A 22,665-nucleotide genomic window follows, 5' to 3' on the forward strand; every position below is an offset into this window, starting at 1 on the left:
GGAAGCGAACCTGCCAACTCGAAATGTTTGGCCAAGATAGTCTGCAGAAAGAAGCCGACAAGCTAGCTGAGATCAACCATGCGAACGGACAGAATATCTTTTTCTTTCTTGAGAAGATCCAACACGGCGGAAGCAAGCGGGGCATCCAGACCAATAATCAGCAGTGCTGATGCACCACGCTCGACTCTGGCGCATTGCATCCTGGCAATGTTGACATCATGCTGGCCTAAAATCTGACCAACCATACCAATCACCCCAGGGCGATCCACGTTATCGATCAAAATCATTTGGCCTTCCGAGACCACCTCAACCTGAAATTGGTTGATTTCGACAAAGCGCGGTTCCTGACGATGAAAAAGAGTTCCACCCAGAGAATACGTATGAGAACCGGCTTCGACTTTGATCCGGATTAAACTGGAGAAGTCTCCGGCATCACTACTCTTCACTTCCTTAACTTCAATGCCACGTTCTTTTGCCACAATAGGGGCATTCACGTAATTAATGACATCTTCCAAAATAGGAGAGAGAAGGCCCTTTAACACAGCGACGGTCACGGGTGCCACGGTAAGTTGAGCCACTTCACCAAAATATTCAACCGTAACGGATTTAATCCCTCCATCTAATAATTGGGCCTGAAATCGACCCATACGTTCGGCCAAGACCAAATAGGGTTGCAGTTGGGGAAGCACTTCAGGAGCCACAGAGGGAACGTTCACAGCCCCTCTGGCAATGCCTCGCTTGAAATAATCAACGAATTGTTCAGCAATTCCAATTGCCACATTCTCTTGAGCTTCTTCGGTGGAAGCACCTATATGAGGGGTGCAAATAAAGTTATCAAGATCCATGAGAGGATGCTTGGGATCCACTGGCTCATTTTCAAACACATCAAAGGCCGCCGCGGCAACTTTCTGGGATTTCAACGCTTCGCATAAATCCAGTTCATTAATGATACCGCCTCTGGCACAATTCACGATCATGACTCCATCTTTCATCTTTGCTAGGGTCTCGGTGTTAATGAGGCCTCTCGTTTCATTGGTCAAGGGCGTATGAACCGAAATCACATCAGAACGATGGAACAGTTCATTTAATTCCACCACCTCAATCCCCATTTGTTTGGCCCGCTCCACGGCCAAATAGGGATCATAGCCAATGACATTCATGGACCATCCCTGGGCCAATTTTGCAACATACGACCCAATCTGGCCTAACCCTACCAACCCCAACGTTTTATTATAGAGTTCCGTTCCCATGAACCGGGTTTTTTCCCACTTACCGGCCTTCATGGACATGGTCGCCTGTGGAATCTTTCGACTCATCGACGCAATCATCGACATTGTGTGCTCCGCAGTGGTGATGGTATTTCCACCTGGAGTATTCATGACCACAATACCGCGCCGGGTTGCCGCCTCACTGTCAACATTATCCAATCCGGTTCCGGCACGTCCCACAATACGAAGACGACTGCCTGCCTCAATCACGTCTTTAGTGACTTTGGTTGCAGACCGAACAACTAAACCTTCATATTTGGGAATTTCTTGAAGCAATTCCTCTTTCGTGAGCTTGGTTTTCACATCCACCGAAAATCCGGCCCGCTCTAGGACTTCAACTCCTTTAGGGGAAAGGCTGTCACTCACTAAAATATTCATAGTATCTCCAATATAGGGGAGGCCCCACTTTCATTCCCACAGGGAAATCTTGAGCAATCTTGTCATTGTAGGGACTCTATTACACGCAGGGTTGTCGCAAACATATGCGTACTATTATCTTGTATATTGACGAGTCATTCTCAACCGGATTTCCGATGAGAGGTTAGGCTTTGCGTTTCTCAAAGTCCGCCATGAAATCAATTAACGCATCGACGCCAGCTTCAGGCATGGCGTTATAAATACTGGCGCGCATTCCGCCAACAGAACGATGGCCTTCAAGTGTTGTTAATCCTGCCTCCGTCGCTCCTGCAAGAAAGGTCTTATCCAAATCCGGATTGGCCAAGACGAAAGGGACGTTCATCCAGGAACGAGAGGCCTTTTCTACGGGATTTCGGTAAAATCCAGACCCATCAATTGCTGCATAGAGTTTACCGGCCTTCCGTTGATTAAGGGCACTCATCGCCGAAAGCCCACCTTGTTTCTTTAACCATTTAAACACCAAACCGGCAATATACACAGCATAAGTTGGCGGTGTATTCAACATAGAATCCGCTTCTGCTTGTTTGGCATAATCGTACACGCTTGGGGTAATCGGCAACGCATTTCCGATAAGGTCGTCCCGCACAATCACTAATGTCAAACCGGCTGGGCCAATATTTTTTTGTGCGCCAGCATAAATGATTCCGAACCGACTGACATCAATGGGACGCGATAAAATGGTGGATGAAAAATCGGCAACTAACGGCACCTCGCCGGTATCTGGGACCCAGTGAAATTCAACCCCACCGATCGTTTCATTGGGAGTGTAATGCACATAAGCAGCATCCTGACTAAATGCCCAACCTTCGAATGGCGGAATACTCGTAAATTTATCGCTTTCGGAAGATGCTGCAACATTGACCACACAATATTTTTTTGCATCGCTTACGGCTTTTTTGCCCCAGGCACCGGTTAGAATGTAATCAGCTTTACTTTTCCCACGTAAAATATTCATGGGAATGGTGGCAAATTGCGTGGACGCCCCGCCTTGCAAAAAAAGCACTTTATAATTAGCAGGTACTCCCAATAAATCGCGGACATCTTGCTCGGCTTCTGCAGCCACCGAGACAAATTCCTTCCCACGATGGCTCATTTCCATGATTGATGCACCAGAGCCACGCCAATCCGGCAATTCGCTCTGAGCCTGCTTTAACACTTCCTCCGGCAAGATCGCCGGACCCGCACTAAAGTTATATAACCGCGCCATTATCTGACTTGTCCTCCATGCCTAAACTGGCGTCATACCTATTGAATTACAAACTTCACCAGTGTGAAAAAGAGGTTACGCTAGCACAGGGTCCTAGACCAGTCAAGAAGAGGACGCAACCTTGTTATTCCAATTTTGGATACCCTACAATGACCGGCGATTGGAGACGGCTTTCATAGATTTTCAAGAAGGTTGGAGAACAACTTGGGGACACAAACGGGTCTGAGATTGGAACAACGGGGTGACGGGAATTATTATAAAGTCATTCTCCACATCGGGAGTACTTTGATCCCCATCAGTGATGACATTGTTGAGGAATTGCGAACCCAGACTGCGCTTCCACCTGATCAATTTTTCGCGCTTTTCCTCAACAAGGTGGGATACTCGTCCTACCTACAAGAGCAGATAGGCCGGGAAGTACGAAACACCGGAGACCTCAATCCTCAAATATCAGCCATTCAAGATTTTTTTCGGCAGGGATAACTTTACACCGCTTTCGAAGAATGCCTGATGCCTGTCCGTCCCCTTCTATCAATTATCCAAGCAATTTATCCATAAAATTGAGAATGCGCATCTTCTTGTCCGGGTCTTTTTCTAAAGTCAGTGCCCGCTGATAATGCTGCACCGCCAATTCCGGCTTTCGCTTTTCTTCATAAATCCGGCCAACTCCGAATGTCGCTTGGGCATCATCTGGGTTTGCTTTGAGCGCTCGACTGAAATAATCCATGGCAAAATCGTCTTGCCCCTTATCATATAAAAACCAGCCAATCGCGGTCGCGGCCGGCGCAAAGTTTGGTTCCAGCCGAAGGGCTTCTTCGTACTGTCGTTTCGCCAAATCCAGTCTCCCCTTGTTTTCGTAAAGGCCTCCCAAGGCGAAATGAACTTCAGCATCATGAGGATCAATCTGCAACGCCTTTTTATATTCTTCAATCGCCGGCTCAATTTTACCTTGCTCCGCTAAGGCACAGGCCAGATTGGTATGCCCAAAGGCATCATCGGGACGGAGCTTCAGGACTTCCCGATATTGTGGAATGGCCATTTCCAACTGCCCTTGATCCTGATAGGCCACCCCGAGTTTGAGGCGAGCCGCCACATAAGAGGGGTCCCGCTTAATTGCTTCGCGGTAGGCTTTAACGGCCTGATCGATGCGATCTTTGGCCTGATAAATTTGCGCCAGGAAAAAGTATGGATAGGGAGAGTGGGGAGCCAACGCTGCTACTTGTTCATAACTGGCCACCGCCTCCTCCAGCCGTCCGGATTGTGTATAAAACACTCCTTCAAATAACAAAAAATCCGGCGCATCTGATCCCTGAACCCGCAAGCGTGCCATCCATTCCTGAAGCAGTTGCACATCGGCCTCTTCTCCAAAAGCCCGAGGATAGATCTTCCACGCTTCGGCAAAATCCCCCCGCAACATGCACACGACATTCAGCGCGAAATAGGGCAAAGGCCCGCAATCAGCCTGTTCAGACCACTGTCGTGCCTCTGCGTAGACCACATCCCATTCTCCCTGGCAAATGGCGTCATTAATTACATGCTCATAATCTATACTCATGCCCACATCCTTTTAATCGAGTTCAATAATGCTTATTCATTCGCTACCGTGTCAGCGAATCTTCAATATCTGGCGACGTGGCCTCCATGAGGCTGCCTAGATACGGATGGCGCTCAAGCATCTTTTGTTTCATAAGCCAGGCCACGGTTCGATACGACCAATGGCCCTTTACCCCGGACCGCAATTTGGCAATATACTCAACTTCAGCAAAATCCATTTTAAACAAACACCGAACACGAAACCCAAATGGAATGGCATAGAGAGCCGCTTCCTGATTACTGACACGCAACCGCTCTATATCCAGTCGCACGGCATCCATGGCTTGCCGATATTCTCTCTCCACTCCTGCCTCCGATAAAACGGACGGTACCTCGTACCCATGAATCGTCGTAAAATTTTGCTGAATCTGCTGACAACGCCGGTGCCGGTGCATATCCCGCCACCCACCGATATCCATCAGAATGTCAAAGATAAAGGCATACCCGGAGCGGAATTCCTTGATCAAATCGTCATGAGGACCACGACCGCGTAGCGCGGCATCGACCACTTCCTGCTTCTCTTTTTCCGACCACTGTTGTACCCATTCAAGGAGGAACCGGTAAGGGGCATGGCTCACTCGGTATACCAGCGTCGTCACTAATTCATCCAATGGTGCATGCGGTTCCAGCAAATCAACCGGCTGATCCCTCCCTTTCCAGGATTGCGGATCATCATAGCCGACCTGTTTGAGTCGCCCTTTCACCTGGCGAAGTACGTCCTTATATACCGAACCTTGATATTCGTTAGCCCCCGCATACCGGGCTAAGGTCGGCGCCAAGGCCTCTAACCCTTTGGTCTCTTCTTGTTGCAACTCTGCCCATAGCGTTGAGGGTGATTTGGCACATGCAGCCTTCAGATCTTCTCCAATCCCCTTTAATTCCGGCAATTGAGCAGACAGCAACCGCGTGATTTGCTTTTCCAATGTGCGAATACTGACCACTTGCCCCACATTCGTCATCGCCGCCAGTGGAAGCAGATAGCGAATGACATCATAGGTTCGAGCACTGAGGGTTCGATCGTAATCTGCGGATTTCATACTCTCCGGCCTGGGATATCGCTTTCCCAAATGGGTTTGGATCGGATCTTTCAACAACCGATAAATGTTATAGAGGCTGCCAAGGATACCGCGATATTCCCCTTCGATTTCCGTATTAGCAATCTCGCTAGGCACGTAACAGCCGGCTGCCGCAAAATTTTGATAGCGGCTGGATTTGGCTTGCCCATCCCACAGGGGTTCATCCTCAAGACGAATAGCCGCCAGTTCAGAAATATGTTCGAAACACACCGTCGCATGCCCAAGATCGGCAATCGAACCGTGCCCATAGGCAAAATAAAACTGCTCCCAAAATTTTTCGGAAGAATGGGAATGGACCCATCGCAGACTTTCCTCAATAGAATCCGGTGAACGACTATATCGAGCCAGGGCATAGGCAGATTTTTCCGGCGGCATGGGGGCCAGAGCAATCACTTTCCGATTTCGTTGCTCGTCACTCATCAATTCAATCCTTCCAACTTATCCCAAAGAAAACACAATCGAAACAGAGAAGACGACACTATAGTCAGACAGGCGTGACATCTCAAGTCAGGCATTATCTCTCCGCCAGGCATGCTCCAAGGACCTTGAAAGTGCCTGACACCTTCACTACACTCCACCGGATCTCCAGGTAGAAATCCAATCCTCAATGAATATTTCCGATCGACAATCCATGCATGGCCAATGGTCCTCCCGATGGACCTTCATCCTTGCGGCCACCGGTGCGGCCGTGGGGTTGGGTAATATTTGGAAATTCCCCTACCTCACGGGACAAAATGGAGGAAGTGCGTTTGTTCTGGTGTATATCCTTTGCGTGGCAGCCCTGGGGATCCCCTTGATGATGGCCGAAATTTTGTTGGGCCGGAGAGGACGTTCCACACCAATTCGTTCTATGCAAGTGCTGTCGGAAGAAACCAACACCACCCAATGGTGGCAAATTATTGGCTGGTCCGGCACTTTGGCGGGCATGTTGATCCTTTCCTACTACAGTGTCATTGGCGGCTGGACGCTGGCCTATATTTTCAAGTCAGGCGCGGGGACCTTCAGCGGGACCACGGGCCAATTTGCTGCAGACACCTTTAGTAATTTTGTAGGGAACGGAACCACCCTCTTCATTTGGCACACGATATTTATGATCCTGACCATGACCGTCGTGGCAGGGGGAGTCAAAGGGGGATTGGAAAGAGCGATTCAATTTCTCATGCCGACTCTCTTCCTGCTTTTGCTGCTTATGGTCGCTTACAGCATGACCACGGGTTTTTTTGGAAAAGGTCTAGAATTTCTCTTTACCCCGGACTTCAGTAAATTGACAGGCGCAAGCATGCTGACAGCCATGGGTCAAGCCTTCTTTAGCCTCAGTCTTGGCATGGGCACCATCATGATCTACGGCTCGTATGTTCCCAAGGACACGTCAATCGCCTCCACCTCAATTATCATTGGCCTAGCTGACACCCTTGTTGCCTTATTAGCCGGCATGGCCATTTTTCCAATCGTATTTGCAAACAATATGGAGCCAGGCTCCGGTCCAGGTCTCATTTTTCAAACACTGCCCGTCGCGTTCGGCAATATGCCCGGCGGCCTTGCCTTCGGTTCGCTCTTTTTCATTCTCCTGCTTGTAGCCGCCTGGACGTCGTCGATTTCTTTGATCGAGCCCCTAGTCACATGGCTCATTGAAACTTTTGGACTATCACGAATCAAGGCTTCCCTGTATTCAGGGGTCACCACCTGGCTGATTGGCCTCGGAACAGTCTGGTCATTTAACTGGTGGGCAGAAATCAAGTTTTTCGGTTTAACCTTTTTTGACCTGTTAGATTTTGTGACATCCAATCTCATGCTCCCCCTGGGTGGGATTCTCATTGCCCTCTTTGCCGGGTGGCTCATGAAGGCCGAAAGCACCCAATCCGAACTCAACATTCATCATCCCAGCCTCTACTTTGCCTGGCAGTCCCTCGTACGTTACATCGCCCCCATTGCTGTATTTATTGTCCTATTGAACGCCATCGGCATTTTATAGGAAGAAGACGACAGGTTTCCCTGATCATTCCCGCATGTATGAGGCAGAACTTCTGAAATTTCCGGCCAAAATCGGTCAAGAATTTTGGATACTCAACCGACAAGACTCCTGAACGAAAGGAGAATCCCCATGAGTGAAATTTCCGCATTAGCGGCCGCCAACTTCCTCACCCAAGCTTCGCTTCCGCTCATCCAAGCAGCTGTTGTTCCCCAACCCCAAGGAAATCCGTCATCTTCTTCCACCCAAGACACGGTATCGCTTTCCTTAGAAGCCAAAGCCCTGCACGCCAACCACAGGTAGTCTCAACCTGAACGCTGTCCAGGGCAACCATAATTGTAAGCCAGGGGACAGCATCGATCATGTCAACTGTCCTCATTAATCCCTTCATACTTCTAGTCTGGTAATTCAGGGGAATCTGTAGCAAGCATCGTTCAACTCTGTCATTCATCCCACCACATTACAAACGCGATTCAATTTCAGAAAACGTACCATCCACTTGAAGTGAAGCCGGGTCGAATCCCTGTCTGCAGCGGGGGCCCAAACATCTACTCGGCAACCCGTGAACACTCCCCTCTAAGTTTACTTGACCCCAAGAACCTCAAGACTCACAAGCCCTGGGAATTGGTCTAAAGCACGACTCACTCTTTGTCCGCGCGATCACTTGCCAGGCTTCTCGGGAAACCGTTTGAGTTGCATAGATTTTTGGTTGGAAACTTTCGAAGCTTGATCACTGGAAAAAATGGGAATTCTCTTTGGTGGAGGAAACGAAAGGTTTTTATACGAATTGAGGGAAATAGCTCTGACTCAATCGATCAGAGTCAGGTTTCTTGAGGTGAAGGGCACTGGTCAGACTGGGTTGAATGATCCTTGGGGAGGGCTTGTTCTGAAAGATGAGCCAATTGATTGGCCCGGTTAATGAGTTTATCTAACTCGCGGACGGCCAAAGACAGTCGCGCAAGGGGATCTTTCACAGCTTTCTTGGATGGCGAGTTCAAAGATAAAGGGGAAGATTCCATTTTTTTGACCTCAATAATCTAAAGATTGTAACCCTTTAGATTAAAAAGTTCATTGAATTGTTGGTTCCAATTATGGGAAATTCCTGCTCATTGTTGGAACTTCTTAAAATCCTCCCAAGGGAGTTGCGGAAACCGGAAGCTGAATGAAGCTTAACTTGCAAATTCTCTGACTGACTCATCGGAAAGATTTGCAGACAAACAAAAAGGCATTCTAATGTTTAAGGGATTTAAAAGGGAACAATTCATCATCGAAATGACTGGCGTGCTGTTCATGCTCTTTATGGTTGGAACGGCGTGGGGTGCGGATTTTGATGCCAGAAATCGTGTGACCAAGGGCACCCTCGAATTCGGATTTCTCACCGGGTTTTGGCAAGGGAATAACGCCTTCGGTAATGAACCGTCAGCTAATCGCAGCGCCGTCTATTTCCTACCTCAATTGGGGCTGGTGTTGACGGAAGAACTTAGCTCAGGTTGGACCTCCGGTAATGTCGAAGTGTTAATTGAACCGTTGGCTGCTCACTATTACCAACCGTTTAGCGCCTCAGCGTTCGGAGGCTCGTTAATGGTGAAATATAATTTTCTCAACTTTGGACGGTGGATGCCATTTTGGGATGGTGGAGCAGGCATGTTGTGGACAGACCTGGGACCCCGGATTCCCGAACAAAGCACGCAATTTAATTTCGTCCTCCAAACGGGTCCGGGTGTCTCGTATTTTGTGACAGAAAACACGGCGGTGACCCTCGGTATTCGCTTCCATCATATTTCCAACGCAGGGATTGGCGAACGGAATATTGGGTTGAATGGCTGTCTCTTCAATGTCGGTATATCGTTTTTTTCCCCGTGAGATATGATCGATCGAGAACCCGCAATTCTTGGGTACTCGCCTGCTCGTGCCCATGCTCTGAAAAAATCTGTCTCAACCCTTCCCGTGGTTGTCGTCTCTAGAGCATTTAGAAAGTTTTTGAACACACCAAAGGGAGGACAAACCGGAGAAAGGGGAATCAACTTCTTAGACGGGAAAAACGCTACTATGATGGATCTCTTTCCCCAACAAGGATTTGAATAACCACGGTATTCAGAGCAGGCTTCAAGGACTCGGATTTGCCCATTTTCAATGGGCGAATCAAAAGTTGGGACAAAGTAACGATCTTTGATAGAGAAGCTTACCAAACGAAAGTTCTGCGCTCACCAACCTTGCACCAATCACCTACGTGCTACCGGGAAACTCTGTCGAGGACAAGGTCAGGCCATCCATGAGCCAGACCGCCACCTGTCCTGTACTGCGATTATGCCAGATCACATCGGCCTTTCCATCTCCATCTGCGTCACCAACCTGCGCAATACGCCACCCCGAGGGCATACCCGGTAAAAAACCGGATACCTCAATCGCCCCTCCGTCCATCAACCAGATCCCCACCTTCCCGGTACCGGTATGACGCCAGACCATATCAGTCGTCCCATTTCCGTTCAGGTCACCAAAGCCTGCTTTCTCCCACTCTGATGTGGTCCCTCCGAGGAATCCCACCGAGGTGATCGTCGCCTCATCCATCATCCACACGGCAGATACCCCTCCGCTATGGCGCCAAATGATGTCCGCCAGTCCATCCGCATTTACATCACCTATCCCAAGGATCTGCCATGCTAAGGGCACACCGGGCAGTGAACGGAATCTGCTAATTGATGGCCCATCCATAAGCCAGACCGCAACAGCTCCGTTTTGCATATTGTGCCAGATGAGATCGGCACTTCCATTGCCGTCCATATCGCCCACTCCCTTAATCACCCAATCTAAGGAAGCGCTCCCGGGGAAACTGGCCGACGTGATCGTCAACCCGTTCAAAAACCATACAGCCACCGCGCCACTTAGAGTGTTGCGCCAGACAATATCAGCCATTCCGTCATTACTCACATCCCCCACTCCAACGATCTGCCAATCGGATGAGACCCCACCCAGAAATCCAGAAGAACCAATCAACCCACCATTCATTAACCACACCGCCACCTCACCGGTTCTCACATTGCGCCAGACAATGTCCGCCTTGCCATCTCCATTGAGATCGGAACTGACAGGGGCACGAGGAGAGGGTTCCTCTATTGGAGGCTGAAGGCCAAGAAATACCCCCGATTCTGAGGTAAAGCTTACCCCCTTTGGCAAAATTAATCGGATAGTCGCACTTGGATCGCTGACATCAATGAGGTTATTCATCTCGACCCTGGCCGATAAAAACGCCTCAATGGGTAGCTCCTGCCCATCAACAACTGTGACTCTCACCTCCAACTCCTTTGGATCCGGTAGAGGAAGCCCAAGAGCCTGGTCACTCATTTCTCCCAAACGAATGATCGCATTGGTAAAACAATTGGAAGACAAATCCCGACAAGAGGGAAACCCGTCGACCCTCATAGAAAATCTGATGTTTGCAATGGCCACGTCCGGAGCCAGCCTAAACCTCAATCGGTCATTGATTTCAATGGAGGCCAATCCCATGCCCTCTTGCGAACTTTGATCAGGTGTCGTCGAGGTCACTTTAAGCGCGAGGGTTCCAGTGGCTAAATTAGCTGTGGCATAGGCAGAGCCGGCTTCACCGTCTGGTCCGATTACCGGACCAGTGTCCAAGTGGATTTCAGTACGTCCATTTTCCTCGACAACTGAATTCCCCCCAATCGGCCCTGAAACACCAATTTCGATTTTATACGCGAGGCTTTGGGACGGGACAGACAGACAAACCATCCCCACCAGAATTAGGGATATGATGGTCTGGCTCAGACCGGTTACGTAGGGTATTATGTGTTTTGCCATCAATTGATTTGACATAAAAGATTACATGAGCAAGGTTGAGTAACTTTATCGGATAGACAATTCCATTCTTAAAAATGATGCACCACATTCCAGATCTTCCCTCCCTCGCCATTTCTTTTTTTTCTTACCAGACTCCTCAAAAACGTCAGCCTTTCTATTGAAACTCAACCGGAAATTACGGAGATTCCGGGTTGAAAACAGAGGGGACCCGCATGGCGATTCGTTTCTTCGATCGGAAGAAAAGCAAACAGGTTTGGGTGAAAAGGTAGGACGTCATCCCATTCGGAATGGTTTGACCAGGAAGCAGGGCACATGAACCGGACGAACACATTTTTATAAATTAGCAGGAGAGAGCAAACCGTCGTGGAAGAGAAAACCAAAATAGCGATAGGAACAAGGGATTTGTCCCGGAAAAATCGGCGGGATGCGTTGACATGCCACAGAAGTGCAAGGAGAGACCCTTTCCATTAATTAGCAGGGAAAGTCTCTTGCCGTATCAAGAGAACAAAAAGAAAGGCCTCACACCCGAAGATGTGAGGCCTTCATAAAGAAACAAGATATTGTCCAACCGCTAATATCTTAAGTTTCCCTTCTGTCGAAACAGCCGGACTGACAGTTCGGCTCACTCGGCGTTTAGTAAAACAAGTGTCCCCGGCAAAGCTACAATGAAACCAACATTCCCATGTTCGCCTTTGCGGTTGGGCCTCCTACATTAAACCGTGCCATATTACGAGATCATCCTTATTGAATCTCCCAGTCAGTAGAGGTGCCGCGCGGAAATTTGGTATCCATGACGTCTTTCCCGTTCATTAACCACAGCGCCACCGCCCCACTAGTGCGGTTTTGCCAAATGACGTCATCCTGCCCATCCGCATTCACATCACCCATTCCCGTGATCTGCCAGTCCAGGGGCACTCCACCAGGAAACCCGACAAAGGCCACAGTGGGCCCGTTCATAATCCAGATAGCCACCGACCCATTTAGCTTATGGTGCCAAACGATATCGGCGGTTCCGTTGCCATCCACATCCCCAATTTCCTTAATGACATAAGTGAGAGGCGCACTCCCGGGAAATCCCGTCGACGTATGGGTCAAGCCGTTCATGAACCACACCGCCACCGCCCCAGTCGTCGTGTTCCGCCAAATCACATCGGCTTTTTCATCGGCATTCACATCACCGACGCCGGTGATTTCCCATTGCACAGGCGCACTGCCAGGGAACCCAAATTTGGTAATGGTCGACCCGTTCATAAGCCAGATAGCCAAGCCCCCGCTGACGCTATTGTGCCAAATAAGATCCGCGGTTCCGTTGCCATCCACATCACCGATTCCTTTGATTACATATTTGAGGGACGCGCTCCCGGGAAATCCCGTCGACGTGTGGGTCAACCCATTCATAAACCACACCGCCACGACCCCCGTCGTCGTATTTCGCCAAATCACATCGGCCTGGCCGTCCGCATTCACATCGCCCATCCCCATGATCTGCCAATTCGCTGGAACACCACCCAACACACCGGTGGTGGTCACCGCGGCATCGTTCATGAGCCAGCCCACCACAAGCCCATTGAGGCTATTACGCCAAAGGAGGTCTGCCGTTCCGTCAGCGTTCAAATCGTTAGATAACTTCCTCGCACCCTGATTGTTCGCAGTAATAGTCAGATCTGAACTTGGAAAGAACTCACCGTCCGTCGCGGTCAACCGCAACACATAGGTCCCAGCTTCGCTGAAGCTTGCGGTCGTACTCAGGGATGACGCATTTGCAAAGGTCACTGTCCCGGGACCGCTAAACTTACTCCACGTGCTGGTCACGGTCCCCGGCGTGGCCGGCAGGCCATCATCCGTCACCGTGCCGTTCAGCGAAGCCGTATTCGGAAGGGCAACTGTGATTGAAGGCCCCGCACTCACCGACGGCGGTTGATTTCCGGGATTCTGGGTAAAGGTGGCCGTCACCGTCCGTGCGGCCGTCATACTCACCGTGCAGGTGCCCGTGCCCGTGGCCTCACACCCGCTGCCACTCCAGCCTATGAACGTCGAACCTCCACTCGCCACCGCCCTCAGCGTCACTGCCGTCCCATTGGCATAGCCCTCGGTACAGTCGTTCCCGCAGGAGATGCCTCCGGGCACGCTGGTGACCGTCCCACTGCCCGTCCCGGCTTTCGTGATTGTCAGGGTCCGTTGCACGGCCGTAAACGTCGCCGTCACCGCACGCACGGCCGTCATATTCACCGTGCAGGTGCCCGTGCCCGAACAGCCGCCCCCACTCCAGCCCGCAAAGGTCGAACCTGCACTCGTCACCGCCGTCAGCGTCACCGACGTCCCATTGGCATAGTTCTCGGTACAGTCGTTCCCGCAGGAGATGCCCCCGGGCACACTGGTCACCGTCCCACTTCCCGTCCCGGCCTTCGTCACTGTCAGGGTCTGTTGCACGGCCGTAAACGTTGCGGTCACCGTCTGTGCCGCCGACATGGTCACGATACACGTGCCCGTGCCCGAACAGCCGCCCCCGCTCCAGCCCGCAAAGGTTGAGCCTGCACTCGCCACCGCCATCAGCGTCACCGACGTCCCATTGGCATAGCTCCCCGAACAGTCGTTCCCGCAGGAGATGCCCCCGGGCACGCTGGTCACGGTCCCACCGCCCGTCCCGGCCTTCGTAACCCTCAGGGTCCGTTGCACGGGCGTAAACGTCGCGGTCACCGTCCGGGCAGCCGACATGGTCGCGATACACGTGCCCGTGCCCGAACAGCCGCCCCCGCTCCAGCCCGCAAAGGTTGAGCCTGCACTCGCCACCGCCGTCAGCGTCACCGACGTCCCATTGGCATAGTTCTCGGTACAGTCGTTCCCGCAGGAGATACCCGCGGGCGCACTGGTGACCGTCCCACTACCCGTCCCGGCTTTCGTGACTGTTAATGTCCGTTGCAGGAGCGTAAACGTCGCGGTCACCGTCCGCGCAGCAGACATACTCACTGTACACGTGCCTGTGCCTGTGCACCCGGCACCGCTCCAACCAGCAAAGATTGACAGAGATGTCCCGAAACCAGTCGGAGTGGCTGTGAGAGTGACGGAAGATGGTGGTTGAACAAGGTCGTAAGGTATGGTTTGGCTATTAAATATAGTGAATGTCGCCGTCCCCGCCCCACTTCCAGCAACCTGCCCCGTTCCAGTTCCCGCAAAATTGACAGTTAGATTGACAGGAGGGGAGACCGGGGGATTCACCGGAGCGAGATTAAAGGTCACGGTTACCGACCTGGCACCATCCATAAGCACGGTGCACTGATTTCCGGATGTGTTTGCACAACCAGCCCAACTGCTGAAGACTGACTGTGATGCCCCAATCCCGGTCGGTGCGGCGGTAAGCGTGACAGAGGAATTTTGATCATAGTCAAGCGTGTTACTGGAAAAAATGTTCAAGGTACCAGTCCCCGGCGAATTTGCTTCAACCCTTCCAGTGCCTGAGCCGGCAAAGGTGATGGTCAAGCCAACGGCCTGAGCCATGGACGGAAACACTCCACCTAACAATACCAGGACAAAAACGATAGCCCCCAAAGGCAATACCTTCATGTGAGCTTTCCGCATTGTGCGTCCTTTCTCATTTCGTTTTATCAATATTCTCTAGAGCGCTTATGGCTTTTACATATCTTCAGGCTGTCTGGTTAACAAAAAGGCATTTCTGTCCACCGTATATGGCATTTCAATTAGTTTTCAAGGCGTCGTGATTAGGATCAGGGAAGCCATGATCCGGAAGAATATATAGAAATAGTTTGGGAATTGCCTGGATCAGGCAGGTAGGCATGTCAGGAAAGGACGTTGGGGGCATGACACTATCCTGGTCCACGATAACTCAGCTTAATTAAGAAGATTTCGTAGTTTATATCATTCTACATATTAATGGAACAAAAAAAGTATGCCCTGAGAGAACCACCGAATGATTAAACCATTCATGTCATTCGAAGACAATATTCCGATAATTTTAGGAAAAATGCGTTCCTCTCTATTCACGGGAAACCCACGGACCCAGGCGAGTCATGCAGAAAAACCAATCAAAAATAGAATGAGGGAACGGGATGGCAAGGAGAATGGCACCAATGACCATTCGAATGCTTCTCATTGTTCTTCGTGTGACAATCCAGGGTAGCGTTTTTCAGTTCCCCTCAAAATTATCAAAAATTCGCACTCACATGTGTTTTTTACGCGTATTCCCTCCGATCCCACGTCCGGCCTGCTGAACCGCCGATTGACCCTCCGATGAGTTCTTTGGTATTTATCTGATCCTCCCAAAATCCCGTTTAATTATCACCAAACGTCGAACCGAGGGTCAGAATCGGAAGCCCTCAACGGAGTCCAAAATATGACTGTGGGTGGTTGTTTTCTCAAGAGTCCCGCTGCTTCGGGGTCACTTGTCATTTCTTCAAAAACTGTAGAGAAAATTCCTAGGCTGTCCACACCGGTACCTCCTCTCTCTTACAGGAACCAGCTCCTGGAGAACAATTGCCCCTCGAATCTCCTAACATATTCGGTGGCCCGGATATGCTGAATCGCCGACAGTTTCTCTTGGTGATGGGCGCTCTCGGTGCTTTAGCTGGACTCCCAAAGTCGCAAAGTAAAGCCGGGACCTCCGGAATCCAGTTCGGTACGGCCAAACCTTTCTCATTTGATGAGCTGAAGCGGCGCGCCAAGACGATGGCCACCAGGCCCTATGAGGAGCCGCTGGTCCGTCATGACGAAGTCTTGGAATCAATCGACTACGACGCCTTTCAGCAGATCGTATTCAAACGCGAGCGGGGACTGGGCGAGGACGGTAGCGTGAATTTTCCGGCTCAATTCTTCCATCTCGGCCGTTATTTCAAAGTGCCGGTAAAGGTTCATGCGCTTGAGGGTGGCCAGTCCCGAGAAATTCTCTACCGTTCCGAGTACTTCACCTTCGGCGGAACCAGTCTCGGCAAAATCTTCCCGGATGATCTTGGCTTCTCCGGCTTTCGCCTCCAAGATGGACCGGGAGCGACCACCGATTGGATGGCGTTTCTCGGCGCCTCCTATTTCCGTAGCTCCGGGGAGCTCAATCAATACGGCCTCTCGGCAAGAGGGGTGGCGATCGACCCGGCCCTCCCCACCCCCGAGGAATTTCCACGATTCACCGAATTCTGGTTGGAACCAGGAGCCCCGGACAGCAAGGAATATGTGATCTATGCCCTGCTGGACGGGCCGAGTGTGACTGGTGCTTTCCGCATGGTCTGTATTAAGAACCAGCAGATTGTCATGGATATCGACGCCAATCTCTATGCGCGCCAGGACATCAACCGCCTGGGGGTCGCGCCGCTGACCAGCATGTTCTGGTATGCCGAGAACAATCGCCATCAGATCAGGGACTGGAGGCCGGAAATTCATGACAACGACGGTCTGGCGATGTGGACGGGCGCAGGCGAACGTATTTGGCGCCCACTCAACAACCCGTCATCCGTCATGACCAACAGCTTCGTCGACACCAACCCCAAGGGTTTTGGGCTGCTGCAACGGGATCGCGCCTTCTACCACTATGAGGATGACGGTGTGTTCTATGACCGGAGACCGAGCGTCTGGATCGAGCCGGTAGGTGAGTGGAACGAAGGCGAAATCCAATTGATCGAAATACCGACTGACGACGAAATCCATGACAATATCGTCATCTATTGGCTGCCGAAGGAACCAGTGAAGGCCGGCTCCGAGTGGCACTACGCCTATCGGCTCCATTGGGTGGCAACCGAACCTTTTCCGTCCGAAACAGTCGCCCGGGTCAACCATACCCGACTCGGCAATGCCGGCATTCCCGGGCAGCCGCGCCCGAAAGGCGGCCGGAAATTCGTGATCGACTTCGAGGGTGGGCCGCTCAATGAGGTCGAAAAGCTGGACAAGGTTCAACCGGTCATCAGCACGTCCAAGGGCCGAATCGACAACGAATACGCGCTGCAGATAGTCGGCACCAAAAACTGGCGAGCGTTTTTCGATCTCTATGTGGAAGGCAAGGAGCCGGTCAATCTCCGCCTCTTTCTCAAACTTGGAGATCGAACCCTGACCGAAACCTGGCTCTACCAATACCTGCCCTTTAGCTATGACTAGCTGGGGGCTGTTAAAAAAATCCGCCAGCGGCGTTCTCGCCATTTTTCCGTGCTCACGTACTGGACGTACGCTCTGCGCGCAAAACAAAAGTTGTGCCCTTTGGGACACAGCAGGCAATTTGCGGCCTTCCCTTCGACGTGACTCAGGGCAGGACTGGACGAACCCTTCGAAAGGCTCAGGGCATGCTTTGTTGAACCGCCCCGATGCCTCTAATAGGCAGCGTGCCTGGGCGTCAATATGCCCTTGGAAATTGGTTTTATTCAACACTCCCTGCAGGGAAAGTTTTTCTAATTAAAAGTTTCCTGCGGGAGGTCTTTTTCTACCAAAAATTTATCCTACCTAGCCTTAGCCACGCGATGAGCGTGTGTGGCATCAAAAACGTACCTACACAAACAGGGTCGCCTCCGTGTAAAAATGAATGTGGCGAGTGACGGGTTTTGAATGTACAGGGAGAATCACGCATCTCAACTGGTTCGCGAGTTGTGATCTGACAGGAAAGGAGGCATGGAATCGCCTGTCCGCTACTCCGAAACCTCACTGCAACCGTAAAAAATCTTGGTCGTTGGGTTTTTTCCTGGAAGCATTTGACGAGGAATTAAGACTAGGGTATCCGAAGGAATTTAGAAATTTTAATATGAAACGATGGGAACCGGAATTACTTGCATTCTTCTCGACCTCAAGCTAAAGAGATGGAGGCTTACACTAACGCTCCGAAATGAGTTCCCCACTGAGAAGCTAGAACGCGGCCGGCCCTGAGAAGATTCTTCTCTTCCCGGTCATTCAGAGGTGTAAATGTGCGCGCTCGTCGAAGGTTGTCCTTCAATTCCCCTGGTGTGGCCATTCCAATGACTGCACACGTAACTTGGGTTACGTTCAAGGCATAGCGAAAAGCCATATCTAAATGGGAAATAGGCATCAAGCAATGGCTTAGGCTGTCTCCCCCTGATTTCTGCTCCCCTCCAAACACTTTCATGGCAATCAGTCCCAGGTTCAAGCGGTTGGCAACCGTCCACACTCGCTCTTCAAAATTGTAGGTATGTCGGTCAGCAGAATTGACGACATTGAGCAAAACATCGACCTCAACGCGTTGAATGGCATCGGCAAACCTTCCAGGACGATTGTGGCCGGACAAGCCGATGAATTTGGTCAATCCCAATGATTGGGCTTTGACCAACCCGTTGTAAGCTCCCTTGCGACCAAACACCACAGCGGGATCCATTTTGTCAGCCCCAAGACTATGCACAAAGACCAAATCCGCGTAATCCGTTTGGAGTTCTTTAAGGTTGCGCTCTAATAGACTTAGTGCGCCATCATAGGTGGGGTCATAACATTTGGTGACTAAAAAAATCTCTTGTCGCCGCCTCTTCAGCAGGTGGCCCAATTGTTCCTGGGCTTTCCCATATCCTGCAAATTCGGGTGCGGTATCAAAATATTTCACGCCCGCATTGAGGGCAGCCTCAAATAAATGCACCGCCTCGCGGTGAGTCAGCCGTTTTCCTGCTTGCGCAGTGCCAAATCCAAGAATGGGTAAGTATATTCCGGTTTTTCCTAGCACCCGTGTCGGCAGAGTCATGATCAGGCTTCCTTTTACACCTGCTCTCTTCTAAATTTTCAAACTCTTTTGCCTGTTCGGTCAACTCTGTTGAGAAAATTTGTTATGGAAACGTGCCGCCCCTACCATCCCCCCGTACCCGTTGGGCCTTTAAACGGGCCAACAATTTCCCTGGTCACCCATCCTCCATAAAACCCGCCCGGTTGGGGCAGCACACGCTCATCATTGACGTAGCATTCCACGCGACCGGGGTAGAAGGAAAAATATCCGGCGATGGATTCAAATCCCGGATAAGGATGAGGATATATCCAGGCAACCGGATCCGCCTCATTCTGACCTTCAGCCAGGATCCAATACTGGGCGGTTCCTTTCCATTCACAAAGAGATGAAGCGCACGTAAGAACCAGACCGGACACATCCACATCAGCGGGGGGAAGATAAAAAGTCGGAGGGCTCGCGGTCTCCAAAAATCGAAACGTGGAGCTGGAATCAGCCAGAACCCTCTCCCGAATACGGACCACCACTCGACGATGATCAGTTATCAGACGAGGAGGCCTCGGATAATCCCAAACGGATTCCTGGCCAGGAGAGGGCTTTTCCGCAAATGGCGGTCTTTCCTGTCCCCGATATTGCCATTTGGAACGAGCCGCCCGTAACCATTCAGGCACATGTTGGGTCATAAGATTCCCAAGGTTTTCCGGAAAAGTGATTGGGGCATCATCGTCCTCATCCGGTTATTCAAAGGTCAGAATGGCCCAAGATGCCCACAGAATTATCAACAATTCACCGAGGAGAAGACAGCCCAAAACTGCAAGAAGAATTTTGTACCACATGGGACCCATAAGTTGTTCGTAAGACCATCTGTGATTGGAATATCTCAACGGCCCTGGCTCCCTCAATTTCGAAAGATCATTCATGACCGGCACGCGGGCGGGTCGATCAATCTCCCAGGTGTGTCTTGTTTGCCTACCCGATCAATCCATGTATATCGTGGATCAACCCTTGCAGCTTCCTGGAGAAATGTGCCCGTTGATCTCCGGTCAGAATCCCGTCAATGTCCAAGACGGCCCGTTGAATTTCTTCACGCCATTTCCTGGAGACCACGAGATAATCCTCCGTGGCACCGGTCTTGGAGTCGGCCAGCCACTGAAAGAGATCCTGTTCCAAACTAAAAGGATCATGAGCGGAACGAAGAAGTTCAAGCAATTTTTCCTGCCGGCTTTTGCGATGGGCCAGCCACATATCCGTGGTATCGGGGATTTTCCTCATTCTCTCACGAATATATGCCTCTTGGTCCACCGACAACTCTCCGACCCATGTGGTCAGGGTTTCCGATGTGGTTGCCACGCGTTTATCCAAACGCACCTCCGGGTCGTCTCCGATCTCGGACACAAGCTCTCGATAGTCTTGATCCAACATTTCTTGGAAATGACGTATTTGGACAGGCGTGACAGTGGCTAAAAATTCCGCACCCGGTGGAGAGGCTCGCCTGGCAAGATGAACACGAAAGTATTCCACCGACGCAAAAATGTTCTCCAGCTCTGCTTGACTCAGTTCATTTTTCGAAAATTCATCTATTTGAGCGAGAAATTGCGCGTACTGGGGAAGTTGATGGTGTCGATGCCAGACATGAAATGCCTCGACCTGGAGATCCAAATAGTTTTCCTGAGAAGCAGACAGAGCAAAATACCTATCCAGTTTCCATAAGAGAATCCAATCAGCCGTCGAATATGTAATGTGGAGAGTGTTGCAGGAAACCAGCAAGGGGCATAAAAGCAGAATTCTGAACAATCCCCGCCAATATGACCGATGGAGGAAAAACAAACCTTGCATAGAGTTACCCTGCAAAAAAAGATCAGGTCGATACACCCTCGCTTTCTATTTTAACCTGACGGGTCACATCTAATCAGCCATGAGGTGGCATTAAAGTTAATTTCACATACTGGCGGAAAGAATTATCAAATAAAAAAAGGGGCCACGGTTGCTGAGCTTACTCGAGCCATTTTAAGCCGAAAAGGCCAAAGCCCGTTCAATGTCTGCACGAATTTCTTCGGAAAGGGGAACAACATCGGAAGAATACCTGGCAATCACCTTGCCTGTTCGGTCTACGAGGAACTTTTCGAAATTGTACCTGACTTGTTTATCGGCATGGCCTTGGGTCGTTAACCAGGTAAAGAGAGGGTGCTGATCACTTCCTCGCACACGGGTCTTGGCAAACAGAGGAAAGTCGACCCCGAATTGTGTGGTGGCGAAGAGGGCAATCTCCTCATTGGTCTCGAGTTCCTGTCCACCAAAATCGTTGGAAGGGAAGGCCAACACTTCCAAACCCTGAGATTGATACTGACGGTACAGTTTCTGTAAGTCCCTCAATTGTGCTGTATATCCGCAGCGACTGGCGGTATTCACCATGAGGAGCACCTTACCCTTAAATCGCTCAAGGGACACCGGCCGGGTCGAGATATCAAAAAGGGTGAAATCATAGACGCTATGTGGCCTTTTCTGTGGATCAATCGTCATTAACACTTTCCCCGAAGAGGGAGCTGGTTGTTCCTTTTCCAAACGGTTCAGGGTATAGGGATCTTCAAAATTACACCCGCAGATGAATAGAAAAATCCCACTCACAAAGAGGAGAAATATGTTTTCCATTTTTGGCATTTTTCTGGCTTTTTTATACGCACACAAAGGGTTTTAGAATACCCACGTGAACCCGTCCCCCTAATTTGCTTCCTTACCTTCTTACTCTACTTCCTTACTCTACTTCCGCTTATGGGCAAGGAACCAACACATTCTGTCCAATCCTTAGACAACCTCATTGTGCCCCCGGAGCCGCTTCACACCACTAGCGTTTTACCTGACCGAATTACCGGATAATCGGGGGGGTAGGAAATTGTTCCAACTTTCAGATCAGCCGTGAGACCAGGCTTAATGGAAAAACATAATTTAGTTACAAAGGGAAAAAAAGCATGGAGAGAAATAAGTATTTCCACGGTTTCCAGGCGAGAGGGAAGAAACCTCGAGACCTTCAACTAAAATTTTGATAGGAAAAAAACGATATGACAGGATGTCGAGAATTGGAAAGGATGGGTGAACGATTATGAGAATTTTTTGAGAAAAAATCCTGACCTGAATAGTATGAATCTTATCTCCTTTTAATTATTAAATTCTCCCACGACTTGCTTTGTGCCCTGCCGATGAGGAATGGCAGGACAAAAGCGGGACAATTTTTCTTTTCTCATATCCTTACAGGCCGACACCATTCATTGTCGTCTTTTTTGTCACCCCGAGAGGATGTCGTACTCGATCTGCGTTCCACATACTTATCCACTAGGGGATTAGGAATCGGTAGTTAGAAAATGATCGGGCCTCAAAACACTGGCATCCAGAACAAACACGCTTCCCGAATGCCGCTCGAGGAAAGGTTTCAGCGCAAAAAGAATGGGCTCAACCTTTTCCTCAGGAACGACAGTCAGGACCATTTGCAAACTGCTCGTATCATTAAACATGAGGTGACCCTCATGGTATCCGCTGTGGCCTTTTCCCGAAATATTACTGAAGACGGTATACCCGCTCGCTTTGATTCTATCCAGGACATCCGTGACAAAACGGATATGTTCTCCTTCAATAATGATCTTGATCTCTTTCATGGGAAATAGCCTGATGCTCATGGCCTGTCC

The 22,665-nt window shown here is 50.4% G+C and carries 16 protein-coding genes; 5 read left to right on the plus strand and 11 right to left on the minus strand.

The genetic code is table 11. The features are described from left to right. Positions 1 to 62 precede the first annotated feature (62 nt). A complete protein-coding gene (gene serA / locus LX98_RS17365) occupies positions 63 to 1,646 on the minus strand; it encodes a phosphoglycerate dehydrogenase (protein ID WP_496430055.1) in 1,584 nt (527 codons plus the stop codon). Positions 1,647 to 1,809: 163 nt separating this feature from the next. Continuing rightward, the gene (gene serC, locus LX98_RS17370; RefSeq protein ID WP_496430056.1) at positions 1,810 to 2,892 is read right to left on the minus strand and encodes a 3-phosphoserine/phosphohydroxythreonine transaminase; all 1,083 of its coding nucleotides are present in this window, start codon (positions 2,890 to 2,892) and stop codon (positions 1,810 to 1,812) included. 204 nt (positions 2,893 to 3,096) lie between these two features. Between serC and LX98_RS17375 the strand changes: the two genes are divergently transcribed. Further along, positions 3,097 to 3,375, plus strand: coding sequence for a hypothetical protein (locus LX98_RS17375; RefSeq protein ID WP_496430057.1), 279 nt, complete (start codon positions 3,097 to 3,099; stop codon positions 3,373 to 3,375). Between the two features lie 52 nt (positions 3,376 to 3,427). Here the strand turns inward: LX98_RS17375 and LX98_RS17380 are convergent, their stop codons facing one another. Then, positions 3,428 to 4,447 carry a tetratricopeptide repeat protein gene (locus tag LX98_RS17380; protein WP_496430058.1) on the minus strand — a complete coding sequence of 340 codons (1,020 nt, stop codon included), beginning with the start codon at positions 4,445 to 4,447 and terminating at the stop codon, positions 3,428 to 3,430. Positions 4,448 to 4,490: 43 nt separating this feature from the next. Beyond that, complete coding sequence (locus tag LX98_RS17385; RefSeq protein WP_496430059.1) at positions 4,491 to 5,981, minus strand: FAD-dependent thymidylate synthase; 1,491 nt, start codon at positions 5,979 to 5,981, stop codon at positions 4,491 to 4,493. 187 nt (positions 5,982 to 6,168) lie between these two features. On the opposite strand from LX98_RS17385, the gene LX98_RS17390 reads away from it, so the two are divergent. The 3 genes from LX98_RS17390 to LX98_RS17400 all read left to right on the plus strand — a co-directional run bounded on the left by LX98_RS17390 (position 6,169) and on the right by LX98_RS17400 (position 9,393). After that, complete coding sequence (locus tag LX98_RS17390) at positions 6,169 to 7,533, plus strand: sodium-dependent transporter (protein ID WP_496430060.1); 1,365 nt, start codon at positions 6,169 to 6,171, stop codon at positions 7,531 to 7,533. Positions 7,534 to 7,662: 129 nt separating this feature from the next. Further along, positions 7,663 to 7,833 carry a hypothetical protein gene (locus LX98_RS17395; RefSeq protein ID WP_496430061.1) on the plus strand — a complete coding sequence of 57 codons (171 nt, stop codon included), beginning with the start codon at positions 7,663 to 7,665 and terminating at the stop codon, positions 7,831 to 7,833. A 930-nt stretch (positions 7,834 to 8,763) separates the two neighbouring features. Beyond that, positions 8,764 to 9,393 (plus strand): acyloxyacyl hydrolase, encoded by a 630-nt coding sequence (locus LX98_RS17400; RefSeq protein WP_496430062.1) that lies wholly within the window; start codon positions 8,764 to 8,766, stop codon positions 9,391 to 9,393. 363 nt (positions 9,394 to 9,756) lie between these two features. On the opposite strand, the gene LX98_RS17405 is transcribed toward LX98_RS17400, so the two are convergent. Continuing rightward, the gene (locus LX98_RS17405; RefSeq protein ID WP_496430063.1) at positions 9,757 to 11,361 is read right to left on the minus strand and encodes an FG-GAP-like repeat-containing protein; all 1,605 of its coding nucleotides are present in this window, start codon (positions 11,359 to 11,361) and stop codon (positions 9,757 to 9,759) included. Between the two features lie 726 nt (positions 11,362 to 12,087). Further along, on the minus strand, positions 12,088 to 14,907 hold the full coding sequence (locus LX98_RS17410; protein WP_496430064.1) for an InlB B-repeat-containing protein: 2,820 nt from the start codon (positions 14,905 to 14,907) through the stop codon (positions 12,088 to 12,090). Positions 14,908 to 15,873: 966 nt separating this feature from the next. Between LX98_RS17410 and LX98_RS17415 the strand changes: the two genes are divergently transcribed. Then, on the plus strand, positions 15,874 to 17,439 hold the full coding sequence (locus LX98_RS17415) for a glucan biosynthesis protein (RefSeq protein ID WP_496430065.1): 1,566 nt from the start codon (positions 15,874 to 15,876) through the stop codon (positions 17,437 to 17,439). A gap of 697 nt (positions 17,440 to 18,136) precedes the next feature. On the opposite strand, the gene LX98_RS17420 is transcribed toward LX98_RS17415, so the two are convergent. The 5 genes from LX98_RS17420 to LX98_RS17440 all read right to left on the minus strand — a co-directional run bounded on the left by LX98_RS17420 (position 18,137) and on the right by LX98_RS17440 (position 22,656). Next, complete coding sequence (locus LX98_RS17420) at positions 18,137 to 19,012, minus strand: aldo/keto reductase (RefSeq protein WP_496430066.1); 876 nt, start codon at positions 19,010 to 19,012, stop codon at positions 18,137 to 18,139. Between the two features lie 101 nt (positions 19,013 to 19,113). Then, a complete protein-coding gene (locus LX98_RS17425) occupies positions 19,114 to 19,671 on the minus strand; it encodes a DUF427 domain-containing protein (RefSeq protein WP_496430067.1) in 558 nt (185 codons plus the stop codon). Positions 19,672 to 19,957: 286 nt separating this feature from the next. Next, positions 19,958 to 20,824: a DUF6279 family lipoprotein gene (locus LX98_RS17430; RefSeq protein WP_496430068.1), complete on the minus strand. Its 867-nt coding sequence runs from the start codon at positions 20,822 to 20,824 to the stop codon at positions 19,958 to 19,960. Positions 20,825 to 20,995: 171 nt separating this feature from the next. After that, positions 20,996 to 21,637 carry a redoxin domain-containing protein gene (locus tag LX98_RS17435; RefSeq protein WP_496430069.1) on the minus strand — a complete coding sequence of 214 codons (642 nt, stop codon included), beginning with the start codon at positions 21,635 to 21,637 and terminating at the stop codon, positions 20,996 to 20,998. A 686-nt stretch (positions 21,638 to 22,323) separates the two neighbouring features. After that, positions 22,324 to 22,656 carry a P-II family nitrogen regulator gene (locus tag LX98_RS17440; RefSeq protein ID WP_312646053.1) on the minus strand — a complete coding sequence of 111 codons (333 nt, stop codon included), beginning with the start codon at positions 22,654 to 22,656 and terminating at the stop codon, positions 22,324 to 22,326. Between the last annotated feature and the right edge of the window lie 9 nt (positions 22,657 to 22,665).

The sequence above is a fragment of the Nitrospira marina genome, assembly GCF_059568365.1.

What these genes read in the sequence shown, in the direction of transcription:
- serA (WP_496430055.1), bottom strand. Translation starts at nt 1,646, where the DNA reads ATGAATATTTTAGTGAGTGACAGCCTTTCCCCTAAAGGAGTTGAAGTC.
- serC (WP_496430056.1), bottom strand. Translation starts at nt 2,892, where the DNA reads ATGGCGCGGTTATATAACTTTAGTGCGGGTCCGGCGATCTTGCCGGAG.
- LX98_RS17380 (WP_496430058.1), bottom strand. Translation starts at nt 4,447, where the DNA reads ATGAGTATAGATTATGAGCATGTAATTAATGACGCCATTTGCCAGGGA.
- LX98_RS17385 (WP_496430059.1), bottom strand. Translation starts at nt 5,981, where the DNA reads ATGAGTGACGAGCAACGAAATCGGAAAGTGATTGCTCTGGCCCCCATG.
- LX98_RS17390 (WP_496430060.1), top strand. Translation starts at nt 6,169, where the DNA reads ATGAATATTTCCGATCGACAATCCATGCATGGCCAATGGTCCTCCCGA.
- LX98_RS17395 (WP_496430061.1), top strand. Translation starts at nt 7,663, where the DNA reads ATGAGTGAAATTTCCGCATTAGCGGCCGCCAACTTCCTCACCCAAGCT.
- LX98_RS17400 (WP_496430062.1), top strand. Translation starts at nt 8,764, where the DNA reads ATGTTTAAGGGATTTAAAAGGGAACAATTCATCATCGAAATGACTGGC.
- LX98_RS17405 (WP_496430063.1), bottom strand. Translation starts at nt 11,361, where the DNA reads ATGTCAAATCAATTGATGGCAAAACACATAATACCCTACGTAACCGGT.
- LX98_RS17410 (WP_496430064.1), bottom strand. Translation starts at nt 14,907, where the DNA reads ATGAAGGTATTGCCTTTGGGGGCTATCGTTTTTGTCCTGGTATTGTTA.
- LX98_RS17415 (WP_496430065.1), top strand. Translation starts at nt 15,874, where the DNA reads ATGCTGAATCGCCGACAGTTTCTCTTGGTGATGGGCGCTCTCGGTGCT.
- LX98_RS17420 (WP_496430066.1), bottom strand. Translation starts at nt 19,012, where the DNA reads ATGACTCTGCCGACACGGGTGCTAGGAAAAACCGGAATATACTTACCC.
- LX98_RS17425 (WP_496430067.1), bottom strand. Translation starts at nt 19,671, where the DNA reads ATGACCCAACATGTGCCTGAATGGTTACGGGCGGCTCGTTCCAAATGG.
- LX98_RS17430 (WP_496430068.1), bottom strand. Translation starts at nt 20,824, where the DNA reads ATGCAAGGTTTGTTTTTCCTCCATCGGTCATATTGGCGGGGATTGTTC.
- LX98_RS17435 (WP_496430069.1), bottom strand. Translation starts at nt 21,637, where the DNA reads ATGGAAAACATATTTCTCCTCTTTGTGAGTGGGATTTTTCTATTCATC.
- LX98_RS17440 (WP_312646053.1), bottom strand. Translation starts at nt 22,656, where the DNA reads ATGAGCATCAGGCTATTTCCCATGAAAGAGATCAAGATCATTATTGAA.